We start from the raw sequence: 13827 nt of genomic DNA on the forward strand, positions 1-13827 counted from the left end.
ACGGTCATCGAGACCGCACCTGCACGCGGGCGGCTGCGCGCCCTCCGGACGCGAGACCACACAGGAGAACTCATGACGGAAAACCCGGCCCCGGTCTCGAACTGGGACGGTGCGGCACTGGATCTGCCGGCGTATTTCGCCCGCATCGGCTTCACCGGAACGCCGGCGCCGACCCTCGACACCCTGCGCGCGCTGCAGTACGCGCACACCACCACCATCCCGTTCGAGAACATCGAACCGGTGCTGAAACGTCCGGTGCTGCTGGATCTTCCGTCGTTGCAGGACAAGATCGTCCGATCCCGCCGCGGCGGCTACTGCTACGAGAATGTGGGCCTGTTCGCCGCCGCGCTGGAACGGATCGGCTTCGGTGTCACCGGTTTACACGGGCGCGTGAGTATGGGTGCGGGCCGTGAGATCCGCCCGGCGACGCACGCCCTGCTGCGTGTGACCACCGCCGACGACGAGCGGGTGTGGCTGTGCGATGTCGGTTTCGGTTCCGGGCCGCTGGCCCCGCTCGAGCTGAATCCCGATGCGGGGGAGGTGCGCGCCGGCGACTGGCGATTCCGGCTGGAACGCACGCGCGGTGAACTCGATTCGCAGCTGTGGGTGCTGCATCACTTCGCCCGCGACGGCTGGATCGACCGCTACAGCTTCACCATGAATCCGCAGTACCGCATCGACTACGCGGTGGGCAATCACTTCGTCTCCACGTCCCCGCGCTCGCCGTTCGTGACCCGGCCGTACGTGCAGCGATTCCGGCCGGACCGGCACGACGTCATCGACAACACCACCTGGATCACCGAATATCCGGACGGCGCCTCGCACAGCCGCGATCTGCCGCCGGCCGATCTGCCGAAGATTCTGGCGGCCGAATTCGATATCGAACTCGACGACGCGGACGCGGCGACACTGGCGGCAGGGGAGTGGCTGCGCCGCTGACCGGCGGCCCGCGCGGGGCGGGCGATTACCGCACCGCGGCGGCGCGCGGCGGTAGTGTCGGCCGCGTGCGCACCGGATCGAAGTTGTTCGCCCTGCTCGCCGCCCCGATTCTCGCTGCCGCCGCCTGTTCCGGAGACAGTTCCGCCGACCGGCTCGACCGCAGCGTGCACACCTTCGCCGAGGCGTTGAGTCACGGTGATCCCGCCGCCGCGGCCGCCGTGACCAGCGATCCGGCGCAGGCCACGACCACCCTCGGCGCCCTCTTCGACAGCCTCGGCAAGAAGGTGCGCGTCGACGTGCGCTCGGCGGACCGGTCCGACCACCACGCGACGTTCGGCCTCGCCACCACCTGGACCTTCGGCACGGCCGGAAATCAGTGGACCTACACCACCACCGGCACCGCCGACGAATCCGGCGACCAGTGGAAGGTTCGGTGGAATCCGGCCACCGTGGCGCCCGGCCTCGAGACCGGGCCGCTGTCCTACGACACCGTGGCCCCGCAACCGGCCGCGCGCGTGCTCGACCGCGACGGCGCGGAATTGATGACCCAGCAGGTCGTCACCCTGGTGCAGCTGGCGCCCGGCGCCGACCCGAATACCGTTGCGGCCGTCCTGGGACCGATCGATCCGAGTATCACCGCGGCGAGCCTGCGCCAGGACATGGACAAGGCGCAGGGCAAGTCCGTCACCGCGATCGCGTTGCGGGCCGATGATCTCGCCCCGGTGCAGGATCGGCTCGCCGCGCTGCCGAACGTCACGCCGGCACCGCAGACCCGGCTGCTCACCGTCGACAAGACGCTGACCTCACCGGCCCTGTCCGGCGTGAGCGACCTCTGGCAGCACAGTACCGACGCCGCGGCCGGCTGGGCCGTGCGCGCGCAGGCCGCCGACGGCGTCCACACGGTGGGCGGACAGGACCCGAAACCCGTCGCCGACATCAGGACCACTCTCGACACCGGAATGCTGCGCCGCGCCGAGGCCGCGCTCGCGCCGATCCCCACTCCGGCCGCGATGGTGGCGCTGCGACCGTCCACGGGTGACGTTCTCGCCGTGGGGCAGAACGCGCCCGCCGACGCGCAGGGGCCGATCGCGCTCACCGGGCTGTACCCACCGGGTTCGACCTTCAAGACGGTCACCGTGTCGGCCGCGTTGCAGGCCGGGCAGGTCACCGCCGACACGATGCTCGCCTGCCCCGGCACCGAGAACATCGAGGGCCGGCAGATCCCCAACGACAACAACTTCGACCTCGGCACCGTCCCCTTGCACACCGCTTTCGCGCGGTCCTGCAACACCACCATGGGACGGCTGGCGGTGAACCTGCCGCCCGATGGGCTGACCCGCGCGGCCGCGCAACTCGGCCTCGGTGTGGATTTCACCGCCCCCGGCATGACCACGGTGACCGGAAAGGTGCCCACCGCAGACACTTCCGCGCTGCGGGTCGAGGAGGGCATCGGCCAGGGCCGGGTGACGGCGTCGCCGTTCGGCATGGCGTTGGTCGCCGCGACCGTCGCCCACGGTTCGGTGCCGGCGCCCACCATCGTGGCGGGATCGCCCGGGACCGCGGACCGGACGCCGGAGCCGGTGCCCGCACCGGTGCTCGATCAGGTGAAATCCATGATGCGCGAGACGATTACGAACGGCACGGCCACCAGTCTCGCCGACATTCCCGGCATGCTCGGCAAGACGGGTACGGCCGAATACATCGACGACACCCACGCGCACGGCTGGTTCGTCGGCATCGACGGCGATCTGGCACTGGCGGTGTTCGTCGCCGATGCCGGCAGCTCGACGCCGGCGGTCGAGGCGGCCGGACGTTTCCTGCGGAATCAGTAGTAGCACGCCCTGAGATCGAGTGAAGTTCATCACACATACTCTCGCTGTATAGCGGATTGATCTCGACCGCATCGCATGGTGGTCACACATATTCGACACAGATCTCGTTCCGGCGTCAAAGCGGCCCGTCACGCCCGCTACACTCGTCCGGGAACACGCGCGGGACCTGACCCCGCGCGCGGTAAGTCACGGATCGCGGAGAAACTCGGAGTAGTGCCATCGAAACCGGCCAAGTGATCGCAGGGCATTACCGCCTGGTCGAGCGGATTGGTAGCGGCGGCACAGGCGTCGTCTGGCGTGCCGTCGACGAACGACTCGAACGGTCGGTCGCGATCAAGCAGATCCTCACCCAGCCCAGCCTGCCGCCGGGTGAGAAAGAGATCGTGCGTCAGCGCGCGTCTAGGGAGGCCCGCAACGCGGCTCGCTTCCAGCACCCCAACGCGATCGTGGTCTTCGATATCACCGACCACGACGGCGATCCCTGCCTGATCATGGAATATCTGCCGTCGCAGAGCCTGGCCGTGGTGCTGTCCTCGCAGGGGACGCTGCCGCTGCTGCAGGTGGCGCGCATCGGCGAGCAGATCGCCTCGGCGCTGGTGGCCGCCCATCGCGCCGGCATCGTGCACCGAGACATCAAGCCCGGCAACGTGTTGCTCGGCGACAACGGCACCGTGAAGATCACCGACTTCGGTATCTCGAAGGCCAAGGGTGACGTCAACCTCACTGCCACCGGCCTGATCTCCGGCACCGCCGCCTATCTGGCTCCCGAAGTCGCGCGCGGTGCGGAACCCAGCCCGGCCGCCGACGTATTCGCCCTGGGCGCAACGCTTTTCCATGCCCTCGAGGGAGAACCGCCCTACGGCACCAATCCGAATCCGCTGGCGCTGCTGTACGCCGCGGCCAATGGTCAGCTGAGCCAGCCGCGCAACGCCGGCCCGCTCACCGATCTGCTGCTGGATCTGCTGAGCTTCGAGCCGGAGGACCGGCCGAGCATGACCGACGTGCGCGATCAGCTGGCCGATTTCGCGGATCAGGCCGCCGATGCCGAATCGACCCGGATGCTGGCCACCCACCGCGGGGGCGCTCGCCGCCAGGCCACGCGCACCCTGGATCGCCGTGCGGCACAGGCGGATATCTCCACCGCGGAGATGATGGCCACCGCGGCGGTATTGTCCGAACCGGAGATGCAGCCAGTGCGGCCCGCCGCGGCCGCCGCGCATCCCACCCGCTCCCATCCCGTGCCCGCCGCCGCGCCGGCACCCCCACGCAATGCGAAACCGTGGGTGTTCGCCGGTGGTTTCGCCGCCGGTCTGGTGATCGTCGCCGCGGCGCTGTATCTGATGTTCGGCGGCGCCAAGACGGAATCGCCGGGCTCGCAGGCGCATTCGCCGTCGTCGACCGCCACCGCGCAGGCGGGTACCTCGACGCAGAGCGTCGCGGCCGTGGGCCAGACCAAGAGCGCCGGGAAGACCGATGTCGGCTCGGCGGCCGGTGTCATCCAGAACTTCTACGACGCCCTCGTCGACCAGAACACCGGCACCGCGTGGAATCTGCTCACTCCCGCGGCGCAGCAGGTGTACGGCAGCCAGCAGGCGTTCGCGACCTACTGGAAGCAGAACCAGATCACGGCGTACAACACCATCGAAGGCGCACGCGGCGGCGGCAGCAGCGCCAATTCCGACGGCTCGGTGGATATGTCGGTCGCCAGCATCACCTACGGCGGTCAGTCCAAGTCGATCGAACTCCGCGTCGTGGTGGGCAGCAGCGGGAAGCTGCTGATCGACAGCGACACCCACTGATTCCGCCGCGCGCGGTGCCTCCGCCCACGGGCGGAGGCGTCGATCCGTCCGCGGTAGCTGTCACGTCCGGTGTGGCCCCGGTAGGGTCGAGGCGTGAGCACTCGGCAGCTGCTGAACGACGAACGGGCCGAACTGATTACGCTGCTGCGTGATCTGAGCGACGACGAATGGGAGGCGCCCTCCCTGTGCGCGGGGTGGCGGGTGCGTGATGTGGTGGGGCACCTGCTCTACGACGAGATCTCCCTGCTGGGCTACACCCGCTTCGCCCTCGCTCATCGGATGAACACCGACCGGGTCAACAACGGTCTCGTCGACCGGGTGCGCGACCTCACCCCGGCGCAGCTCATCGAGCGATTCGAGAACTCCGGACAGCGCATCACCGGCAAGTGGCCGAGCCTGGGCCTGGCCGACATCCTGGTGCATCAGCAGGACATTCGCCGTCCGCTCGGCCGCCCCCGTACCATCCCGGCCGACCGCCTGGTCGCGGTGCTGCGCCATCCCGACCCGTTCGCCGGCCCGCGCAGATATACCCGCGGCCTGCGGTTCGTCGCCACCGACGTGGAGTGGTCCGCCGGCACCGGCCCGGAAGTCCGCGGGCCGGGTGAGGCGCTGGCGCTGGCCGCGGTGGGCCGCCCCGCCGCCCTGGAAGACCTCACCGGTGAGGGAGTGGCGACGCTGCGCCGCCGTCACGGCGTGTGATCCGCCGCAGCGACCGCCGGCCGCGAATGCCGCTATCGCGCAGCGGTTTCGGTCTCGGTCGGCCAGTCGGCGAGGAGGCGCAGAGCGGTCGCGCCCGGCGAGTCGGGCTCGACCGTGTAAGCGATGCCTGATCGGGGTCGTCGAGCAGTCGGCGAAGACCGGGCCGTACGTGTTGCGCGGCCGGCCCGCATGGTGGTGGGGGAGCGCCGGCATGGGTACGACGCCCCCGAAGCCCGTTTCGCGACCCCGCACTTCCGTCATATCACCGAGGTCCCGGAGGTGATCCGGGCCGGTGCCGCTGTACCGCCTGGTGCCGGATCGAGTCACCGCGGCCGGGGCCGGAGGCGGGGGCGTGCCGCCGCGTCCGGCTCGGGCGGCGGATATCCACTGGCGCCGACCCGATAGGCTGGTAGGCGGTCCGGAGCTTTCGCTTCGATGTGATGACCAGCACAGACCGGCCGGACAGACAAGGATTTCACACCGCTATGACTAGCCGCATCGAGCTCGCCCGCGTGGATCTGCGCGGACGTACGCCCTCCGCTGCCGAACTGCGCGCGGCCCTGCCGCGCGGGGGAGTGGACGTGGACTCGGTGCTGCATCATGTGCGGCCGGTGGTGGAGGCGATCCGTGATCGCGGGGTCGAGGCGGCGCAGGAATTCAGCGCGAAATTCGACGGCGTCGCCCCGGCGAGCGTGCGCGTCCCGGCCGCCGAACTCGACACGGCCCTCGCCGAGCTGGATCCGGCCGTGCGCGCGGCGCTCGAGGTGGCCATCGAACGCACCCGCAAGGTGCATGCCGATCAGCGCCGCACCGACACCACCACCGAGGTGGTGCCCGGCGGTACCGTCACCGAACGCTGGGTGCCGGTCGAGCGCGTCGGTCTCTACGTGCCCGGCGGCAATGCCGTCTACCCGTCCAGTGTCGTCATGAACGTCGTCCCCGCGCAGGCCGCGGGCGTGGACTCGCTGGTGGTGGCCTCGCCGCCGCAGGCGCAGTTCGGCGGACTGCCGCATCCGACGATTCTCGCCGCCGCGAAACTTCTCGGCGTCGAGGAGGTGTGGGCCGTCGGCGGCGCCCAGGCGGTCGCGTTGCTGTCCTACGGCGGCACCGACACCGACGGCGCGCAGCTCGCGCCCGTCGACATGATCACCGGCCCGGGCAACATCTACGTCACCGCCGCCAAGCGGCTGTGCCGCGGCCTCGTCGGCATCGACGCCGAAGCCGGCCCCACCGAGATCGCGATCCTCGCCGACGCCACCGCCGACCCGGCGCACGTGGCCGCCGATCTGATCTCCCAGGCCGAACACGATGTGCTCGCCGCCAGCGTGCTCGTCACCGACAGCGCGGCGCTGGCCGATGCGGTCGACGCCGCGATCACGACCCAGCTCGAGGTGGTCAAACACCGGCAGCGGGTGTCGGAGGCGCTGTCCGGCAAGCAGTCCGGCGTCGTGCTCGTCGACGATGTCGAGCAGGGACTGCGGGTGGTCAACGCCTACGCCGCCGAACACCTCGAGATCCAGACCGCCGACGCGGCCGCCGTCGCCGGACGGGTCCGCAGCGCGGGTGCGGTCTTCGTCGGCGCGTGGTCGCCGGTGAGCCTCGGCGACTACTGCGCCGGATCGAATCACGTGCTGCCCACCGCCGGGTGCGCGCGCCACTCCTCGGGGCTGAGCGTGCAGACCTTCCTGCGCGGTATCCATGTCGTCGAATACAGCGAAGCCGCGTTGAAAGACGTTGCCGGACACGTGGTCTCCCTGGCCAACGCCGAGGATCTGCCGGCGCACGGTCAAGCCGTGCAGGTGCGTTTCGAGGCCCTGTCATGACCGCCACCGCCGATATCCCGGGCGCCGCGGCGACCCTCGACGATCTGCCGCTGCGCGAGAACCTGCGCGGCAAGAGCCCGTACGGCGCACCGCAACTGGCGGTGCCGGTTCAGCTGAACACCAACGAGAATCCGCATCCGCCGAGCCGCGCGCTGATCGACGACGTGGCCGAATCCATTCGCGCCGCCGCCGCCGACCTGCACCGCTACCCCGATCGCGACGCGATCGCGCTGCGCACCGACCTGGCCGCGTACCTGACACGTCAGACCGGCGTCGCCGTGCAGACGGCGAACGTATGGGCGGCCAACGGATCCAACGAGATTCTGCAGCAGCTGCTGCAGGCCTTCGGCGGTCCCGGCCGCAGCGCACTCGGCTTCGTGCCCTCGTATTCGATGCATCCGATCATCTCCGAGGGCATCGACACCGAGTGGATCGAGGCCAAGCGCAACAGCGACTTCTCCCTCGACATCGACTACGCGGCCGCGGTGATCGCCGACCGCCGCCCCGATGTGGTGTTCGTGACCAGCCCGAACAACCCGACCGGGCATTCGATCGCCCTCGCCGATCTGGAGCGTCTGCTCGAGGCGGCGCCGGGCATCGTGGTGGTCGACGAGGCGTACGGCGAGTTCTCCGCCGCGCCCAGCGCGCTCGCGCTCATCGACCGATATCCGGCGAAGCTGGTGGTCAGCCGCACCATGAGCAAGGCCTTCGCCTTCGCCGGTGGGCGGCTCGGCTATCTGGTCGCCGCGCCCGCGGTGATCGAGGCGATGCTGCTCGTTCGACTGCCGTACCACCTTTCGGTGGTCACCCAGGCCGCCGCCCGCGCCGCGCTGCGCCACGCCGACGAAACCCTGGCCAGTGTCGCCGAACTCGCCGCGCAGCGGGAACGGGTGGCGACGGCGTTGCGCGAGATGGGGTTCGAGGTGGTGACCTCGGATGCGAACTTCCTGCTGTTCGGCTACTTCGCCGACGCACCCCGCACCTGGCAGCGCTATCTGAACGAGGGCGTGCTGATCCGCGACGTCGGCATTCCCGGCTATCTGCGCACCACCATCGGACTGGCCGCCGAGAACGACGAATTCCTGCGCGTGAGCGAGATGCTGGTGGCCACCGAGGTGATCTCCCGATGAGTACGGAAGCGAGTATGAATCGAACCGCCCGGGTGGAACGCACCACCCGCGAATCCAGCATCGTGGTCGAGTTGAATCTCGACGGCACGGGCCGGACCGACATCTCCACCGGCGTCCCGTTCTACGACCACATGCTCACCGCCTTCGGCCAGCACGGCAGCTTCGATCTGACCGTGCAGGCCAAGGGTGATATCGAGATCGAGGCCCATCACACGGTCGAGGACACCGCCATCGTCATCGGGCAGGCGCTCGGTGAGGCGCTGGGCGACAAGAAGGGCATCCGCCGCTTCGGCGACTGCTACATCCCGATGGACGAAACCCTCGCCCACGCCGTCGTCGACGTGTCCGGCCGCCCGTACTGCGTTCACGACGGCGAGCCGGAACGGCTGCTGCACACCGTGATTCCCAGCGCCGGTCCCGGTGCCTCGTATTCCACGGTGCTGAACCGGCACGTCTTCGAATCGATCGCCCTCAATGCCCGGATCGCGCTGCACGTGCGCGTGCTGTACGGCCGCGACCAGCACCACATCACCGAGGCCGAATTCAAGGCAGTCGCACGGGCTTTGCGCGCCGCCGTCGAACCGGACCCCCGGGTCACCGGTGTGCCGTCCACGAAGGGAACGCTGTGAAATCGGTTGTGCTGCTGGACTACGGCTCCGGCAATCTGCATTCCGCGGCGCGCGCGCTGGCCCGCACCGGCGCGGAGGTCACCGTCACCGCCGATCCCCAGGCCGCGCTCGACGCCGACGGCCTGGTCGTGCCCGGTGTCGGTGCCTTCGCCGCGTGTATGGCCGGACTGACGCAGGTGCGCGGGGAGCGGATCATCGGTACCCGTCTCGCCGGCGGCCGTCCGGTGCTCGGCATCTGTGTGGGCATGCAGATCATGTTCGAGCGCGGCGTCGAATTCGGGGTCGAGTCCGAGGGCTGCGGGCAGTGGCCGGGCACGGTGGAACGGCTTCCGGCGCAGGTACTTCCGCATATGGGCTGGAACACCGTGCAGGCGCCCGCCGACAGCGTGCTGTTCGCCGGGATGGATCCCGAGACGCGCTTCTACTTCGTGCACTCCTACGCGGCGCAGAAGTGGGAATGGGACGACAACGGCACCATCGCCCCGGCGAAGCTGATCTGGGCCGAACACGGCGGGCCGTTCCTCGCCGCGGTGGAGAACGGGCCGTTGTGCGCCACCCAGTTCCACCCGGAGAAGTCCGGCGACGCGGGTGCGCAGCTGCTGCGCAACTGGGTCGGCTCGCTGTAGGGGCTGTGGAGCTACGTCTGCGGCGGCAGGGTGTCGACCCGCCCGGCGAGCCAGCGGCCGTCGACGTTGTCCAGGAACACCCGCAGCTGGGACCGTTCGGGGCGGGGCAGGCCCAGCGTGGCATCGCTGCGTTCGGATCGATCCACGGTCACCACGACCTGCGAATGTTCGGGCTCGGCCACATCGGTGCGGCATTCCACCGAGTTGGCCTCGGAGCGGACGTGCACCGAGTTCACGTGCGCGTGCCGATCGGGCGCCGACGCGGCGAACTGGTCGTGGAACGCGCCGGTGGACAGCTCCAGCACGCGGCGGTCGTAGTCGTCGTAGCCCGCCCAGTCGTAGGTGGTGAACTGACGCCCGAAATCGCAGGCCGCCAACTGAATCGGGTCGGTGGGGGCGGCCACTGCCGTCGGGGGCACGAGCATCGCGGCGCCTGCGGCCCCGCACGACAACGCGAACATGATGGGCCGCAACGTGATCCGCGACATGGGTGAAGATCCTCTTCGTCGACAACGATGGCAGTACGTGCCCCCGACCCAGGGTACGTACGCGGAGACCGTCGGTCCGGACCTCCTGCGCACAGTGACACACGCAGTCTTCGGATTGCCCGGCGTTGTCCAGTTCAAACGTGTGATGCGCCTCCCCGCAGGCAGTGACCGGCGTCCCATTTGCGCCATCCCGGCACCGCGACGCCAACCGGTAGCCAGTAGGCTGCACACGTGAGTCTTGTGCTGCTACCCGCCGTCGATGTCGCCAATGGTGAGGCCGTGCGCCTGGTTCAGGGGGAGGCCGGCAGCGAAACCAGCTACGGCGCGCCCCGCGATGCCGCGCTGGCCTGGCAGGAGGCGGGCGCCGAATGGGTGCATCTGGTGGATCTGGACGCGGCCTTCGGGCGCGGCTCCAACCGCGAACTGCTCGCCGAGGTCGTCGGTGAGCTGGATGTGAAGGTCGAGCTGTCCGGCGGCATCCGCGACGACGACTCGCTGAAGGCCGCGATGGCCACCGGCTGCGCCCGGGTCAACCTGGGTACCGCGGCACTCGAGGATCCGCAGTGGTGTGCCCGCGCCATCGCCGAATACGGCGATCGGGTCGCGGTCGGGCTGGACGTGCGGATCATCGACGGCGACTACCGGTTGCGGGGCCGTGGCTGGGTCAGCGACGGCGGTGACCTGTGGGAGGTGCTCGAGCGCCTGGAGCGCGACGGCTGCGCCCGCTACGTGGTCACCGACGTGAGCAAGGACGGCACGCTGCAGGGGCCCAACCTCGACATCCTCCGGCAGGTGTGCGCGGCCACCGAGGCGCCGGTGATCGCCTCCGGCGGTGTCTCCACTCTCGACGATCTGCGTGCCATCTCCGGGCTGGTGTCCGACGGGGTGGAAGGCGCGATCGTCGGAAAAGCCTTGTACGCCGGGCGTTTCACGCTGCCCGAGGCGCTGGACGCGGTTCGCTGACGTGACCTCCGCCGTCTCCGACCCGGCCGCGCTGCTCGCGACGGCGAGCGAGATATTGGACGGTGCGGCACCGCGTTTCGTCGAAGGGTTGGGGGCGCCGAGCGCGGTCCAGAAGGGCCGCGGCGACTTCGCCACCGCTCTGGATCTGGAGCTCGAGCGCACCCTGTCGCAGCAACTTGCCGACCGCACCGGAATCCCGGTGCACGGCGAGGAATTCGGTGGGCCGGAACTGAGCTCGGGTACCGCCTGGGTGCTCGATCCCATCGACGGCACCTTCAACTACTCTGCGGGCCATCCGCTGTCGGCGATGCTGTTGGCGCTGGTGGCCGACGGGCAGCCCGTTCTCGGTCTGACCTGGCTGCCGCTGCTGGACCGCCGGTACGCCGCGGCGGCCGGCGGGCCGCTGCTGCTCAACGGGAAACCGTTGCCGCCCTTGGAACCCGGCCGTCTCGCGGAGGCGATGATCGGCTTCGGCGCGTTCAACATCGATGCCCACGGCCGGATCCCGGGCCGGTTCCGCTTCGACCTGCTGGGCGCGCTGAGCCGGCTGTCGAGCCGGGTGCGCATGCACGGATCCACCGGCATCGACCTGGCCTACACCGCGTCCGGGGTGCTCGGCGGCGCGGTCGTCTTCGGTCACCATCCGTGGGACAACGCCGCCGGAGTGGCGCTGGTACGCGCCGCGGGCGGTGTGGTGACCGATCTGCGCGGCGACGAATGGTCGATCACCTCGCGGTCGGTGCTGGCCGCCGCGCCCGGGGTGCACGAAGAGCTACTGGACATGATCGACAGCGCCGTCGACCGCGCCTACGAGCGCAACGAGAATTCGGAAGGGACGCAATGACACTGGCGGTACGCGTGATTCCGTGCCTGGACGTCGACGCCGGCCGGGTGGTCAAGGGCGTGAACTTCGAGAACCTGCGCGATGCGGGCGACCCGGTGGAACTGGCCGCCGCCTACGACGCCCAGGGCGCCGACGAGCTGACCTTCCTCGACGTCACGGCCTCGAGCGGTGATCGCGGCACCATGATCGACGTGGTGACCCGCACCGCCGAGCAGATCTTCATCCCGCTCACCGTGGGCGGTGGCGTGCGCACCGTCGAGGATGTGGACCGGCTGCTGCGCGCGGGCGCGGACAAGGTGTCGGTGAACACCGCGGCGATCGCGAACCCGGAGATCCTGCGCGAGATGTCGCAGCGCTTCGGTTCGCAGTGCATCGTCCTGTCGGTCGACGCGCGCCGCGTGCCCGACACCGGCTCGCCCACCCCGTCCGGCTGGGAGGTGACCACTCACGGCGGTAAACGCGGCACCGGCATCGATGCGGTCGAGTGGGCGGTGCGCGGGGCCGAACTCGGTGTCGGCGAGATCCTGCTCAACTCGATGGACGCCGACGGCACCAAGGGCGGTTTCGACCTGCCGATGATCAGCGCGGTGCGCGCCGCGGTCTCGGTGCCGATCATCGCCAGCGGCGGCGCCGGCGAGGTCGACCATTTCGCGCCCGCGGTGCGGACGGGCGCCGACGCGGTACTGGCCGCGAGCGTCTTCCACTTCGGCGATCTGACGATTCCCCAGGTCAAATCCGCGATGCGGGCCGAGGGCATCACCGTCCGTTGAGGCCGGACGGCATCCTCCGCCCAGCACGCTCAGTTCCGACAGGACAGGTATAACGATGGCTATGAGTTTGGATCCCGCCGTCGCCGCCCGGCTCAAGCGCAACGAGGCGGGCCTGGTCGCGGCGATCGCGCAGGAACGCGGCACCGGCGATGTGCTGATGATGGCGTGGATGGACGACGAGGCCCTGGCCCGCACCCTCGCCACCCGCAAGGCCACCTACTATTCGCGCTCGCGGCAGCAGTACTGGGTCAAGGGCGAGACCTCGGGACATACGCAATACGTGCACGAGGTGCGGCTGGACTGTGACGGCGATGCCGTGCTGCTGATCGTCGACCAGCAGGGCGCGGCCTGCCACACCGGCACCCACACCTGCTGGGACGGGGATCTGCTGCTCGCCGACGCGAGCTGAACCGGTCAGTGGGAGGCGCCGGCCGTCGCCTCGGTGGCCGGCGGGTCAGGGAGTCCGTCGGCGCGACCGATGCCCCGGGACAGCCCCGCGTCGAGCTGCGCTACCAGCGCATCACCGAGAGTGAGCAGCTGTTCGACCTGCTCGTCGTCGATGCCGTCGAACACCAGCCCCCGTACGCCTTCCAGGTAGGCGGGGGTGGCCTTCTGCACCTGTTCGAAACCCTCGTCGGTGAGCACCGCATAGGCGCCGCGGCGGCCGCGCACCACGTCTCGGCGCGCCCAGCCCAGCCGTTCCAGCTTCGTCACCACATGTGACAGCCGCGATAGCGAAGCATTTGCCCTACTGGCCAGTTCGCTGAGTTGCAGGCGATGTCCGGGCTCCTCGGACAGCAGTGCCATGAGGAAATACTCGAAATGCGTCATACCGGCTTCACGTTGCAACTGGGTGTCCATTGCCGCCGGTAATCGCGTCGTCAGCGCGACCAGAGTCCGCCACGCTCGCCGTTCGGTGGGATTGAGCCATTCCGTCACTTCGCGCCCTCTCTTGCAGCCCAGTGACGCAAATCTCGGTTCACCGTCACTCGCGACCAACAAGTTTGCCACGACTTCGCTCGCTGGTCAGCCCGCTTGCCGATGACGTGACAGCTATCACGCCGGGGCGCGATCGCGACGCTGTCGGTTCACTCTTTGATATCGCCTGGTGGACGCGTGTCGTTAGCAGTGTCCGGCGCGGTGACCACGCCGGCTTCGGCGCGGCGGGCCGAGCGTGCTCGCCATTGTTTGCGTAGCAGTAGCGCGAGCAGCACCACGAAAATCGCGGCCGCCACGATGGCGCCGACCAGGGAGGCGCCGCGGAAGCCGGGCGCGTCGACGTCGA

General features: G+C 69.5%; 14 protein-coding genes and 1 pseudogene. 12 read left to right on the plus strand and 3 right to left on the minus strand.

The window, feature by feature from the left end; translation table 11 throughout:
* Positions 1 to 72: 72 nt before the first annotated feature.
* The 8 genes from NE2_RS32325 to hisH all read left to right on the plus strand — a co-directional run bounded on the left by NE2_RS32325 (position 73) and on the right by hisH (position 9477).
* The gene (locus NE2_RS32325; protein WP_063032270.1) at positions 73 to 939 is read left to right on the plus strand and encodes an arylamine N-acetyltransferase family protein; all 867 of its coding nucleotides are present in this window, start codon (positions 73 to 75) and stop codon (positions 937 to 939) included.
* A gap of 65 nt (positions 940 to 1004) precedes the next feature.
* Positions 1005 to 2771, plus strand: coding sequence for a penicillin-binding transpeptidase domain-containing protein (locus NE2_RS32330; protein ID WP_063032288.1), 1767 nt, complete (start codon positions 1005 to 1007; stop codon positions 2769 to 2771).
* Positions 2772 to 3004: 233 nt separating this feature from the next.
* Positions 3005 to 4570 (plus strand): serine/threonine-protein kinase, encoded by a 1566-nt coding sequence (locus NE2_RS32335; RefSeq protein ID WP_063032272.1) that lies wholly within the window; start codon positions 3005 to 3007, stop codon positions 4568 to 4570.
* A gap of 93 nt (positions 4571 to 4663) precedes the next feature.
* Entirely contained in the window at positions 4664 to 5269 is a 606-nt protein-coding gene (locus NE2_RS32340) for a maleylpyruvate isomerase family mycothiol-dependent enzyme (RefSeq protein ID WP_063032274.1), read from the plus strand.
* A gap of 485 nt (positions 5270 to 5754) precedes the next feature.
* On the plus strand, positions 5755 to 7092 hold the full coding sequence (hisD, locus tag NE2_RS32345; RefSeq protein WP_063032276.1) for a histidinol dehydrogenase: 1338 nt from the start codon (positions 5755 to 5757) through the stop codon (positions 7090 to 7092).
* Entirely contained in the window at positions 7089 to 8222 is a 1134-nt protein-coding gene (locus tag NE2_RS32350; RefSeq protein WP_063032279.1) for a histidinol-phosphate transaminase, read from the plus strand. The genes hisD and NE2_RS32350 overlap by 4 nt, the downstream gene beginning before the upstream one ends.
* Positions 8219 to 8851: an imidazoleglycerol-phosphate dehydratase HisB gene (gene hisB, locus NE2_RS32355; protein ID WP_030514645.1), complete on the plus strand. Its 633-nt coding sequence runs from the start codon at positions 8219 to 8221 to the stop codon at positions 8849 to 8851. The genes NE2_RS32350 and hisB overlap by 4 nt, the downstream gene beginning before the upstream one ends.
* Positions 8848 to 9477 (plus strand): imidazole glycerol phosphate synthase subunit HisH, encoded by a 630-nt coding sequence (hisH, locus tag NE2_RS32360; protein WP_030514644.1) that lies wholly within the window; start codon positions 8848 to 8850, stop codon positions 9475 to 9477. The genes hisB and hisH overlap by 4 nt, the downstream gene beginning before the upstream one ends.
* Before the next feature lie 11 nt (positions 9478 to 9488).
* Here the strand turns inward: hisH and NE2_RS32365 are convergent, their stop codons facing one another.
* Positions 9489 to 9965, minus strand: a complete 477-nt coding sequence (locus NE2_RS32365) for a hypothetical protein (protein WP_063032281.1) — start codon at positions 9963 to 9965, stop codon at positions 9489 to 9491.
* Positions 9966 to 10196: 231 nt separating this feature from the next.
* Between NE2_RS32365 and priA the strand changes: the two genes are divergently transcribed.
* The 4 genes from priA (at position 10197) to hisI (ending at position 12951) form a co-directional block, all read left to right on the plus strand.
* Positions 10197 to 10928 carry a bifunctional 1-(5-phosphoribosyl)-5-((5-phosphoribosylamino)methylideneamino)imidazole-4-carboxamide isomerase/phosphoribosylanthranilate isomerase PriA gene (gene priA, locus NE2_RS32370; protein WP_030514642.1) on the plus strand — a complete coding sequence of 244 codons (732 nt, stop codon included), beginning with the start codon at positions 10197 to 10199 and terminating at the stop codon, positions 10926 to 10928.
* Position 10929: 1 nt separating this feature from the next.
* Entirely contained in the window at positions 10930 to 11772 is an 843-nt protein-coding gene (locus tag NE2_RS32375; RefSeq protein ID WP_030514641.1) for an inositol monophosphatase family protein, read from the plus strand.
* Positions 11769 to 12542, plus strand: coding sequence for an imidazole glycerol phosphate synthase subunit HisF (gene hisF / locus NE2_RS32380; protein ID WP_030514640.1), 774 nt, complete (start codon positions 11769 to 11771; stop codon positions 12540 to 12542). The genes NE2_RS32375 and hisF overlap by 4 nt, the downstream gene beginning before the upstream one ends.
* 61 nt (positions 12543 to 12603) lie before the next feature.
* A complete protein-coding gene (gene hisI / locus NE2_RS32385; RefSeq protein ID WP_030514639.1) occupies positions 12604 to 12951 on the plus strand; it encodes a phosphoribosyl-AMP cyclohydrolase in 348 nt (115 codons plus the stop codon).
* 5 nt (positions 12952 to 12956) lie between these two features.
* On the opposite strand, the gene NE2_RS32390 is transcribed toward hisI, so the two are convergent.
* Positions 12957 to 13481: a MarR family winged helix-turn-helix transcriptional regulator gene (locus NE2_RS32390; RefSeq protein WP_233429950.1), complete on the minus strand. Its 525-nt coding sequence runs from the start codon at positions 13479 to 13481 to the stop codon at positions 12957 to 12959.
* Between the two features lie 149 nt (positions 13482 to 13630).
* Positions 13631 to 13827: pseudogene (locus NE2_RS36490) on the minus strand (permease); the annotation flags it as partial.

Source organism: Nocardia elegans NBRC 108235 (genome assembly GCF_001612845.1).
GTDB classification, from domain to species: Bacteria; Actinomycetota; Actinomycetes; order Mycobacteriales; family Mycobacteriaceae; genus Nocardia; species Nocardia nova.

Coding starts and splice junctions, on each gene's coding strand:
- NE2_RS32325 (WP_063032270.1), top strand. CDS start 73: ATGACGGAAAACCCGGCCCCGGTCTCGAACTGGGACGGTGCGGCACTG.
- hisD (WP_063032276.1), top strand. CDS start 5,755: ATGACTAGCCGCATCGAGCTCGCCCGCGTGGATCTGCGCGGACGTACG.
- NE2_RS32350 (WP_063032279.1), top strand. CDS start 7,089: ATGACCGCCACCGCCGATATCCCGGGCGCCGCGGCGACCCTCGACGAT.
- NE2_RS32365 (WP_063032281.1), bottom strand. CDS start 9,965: ATGTCGCGGATCACGTTGCGGCCCATCATGTTCGCGTTGTCGTGCGGG.
- hisF (WP_030514640.1), top strand. CDS start 11,769: ATGACACTGGCGGTACGCGTGATTCCGTGCCTGGACGTCGACGCCGGC.
- hisI (WP_030514639.1), top strand. CDS start 12,604: ATGAGTTTGGATCCCGCCGTCGCCGCCCGGCTCAAGCGCAACGAGGCG.
- hisB (WP_030514645.1), top strand. CDS start 8,219: ATGAGTACGGAAGCGAGTATGAATCGAACCGCCCGGGTGGAACGCACC.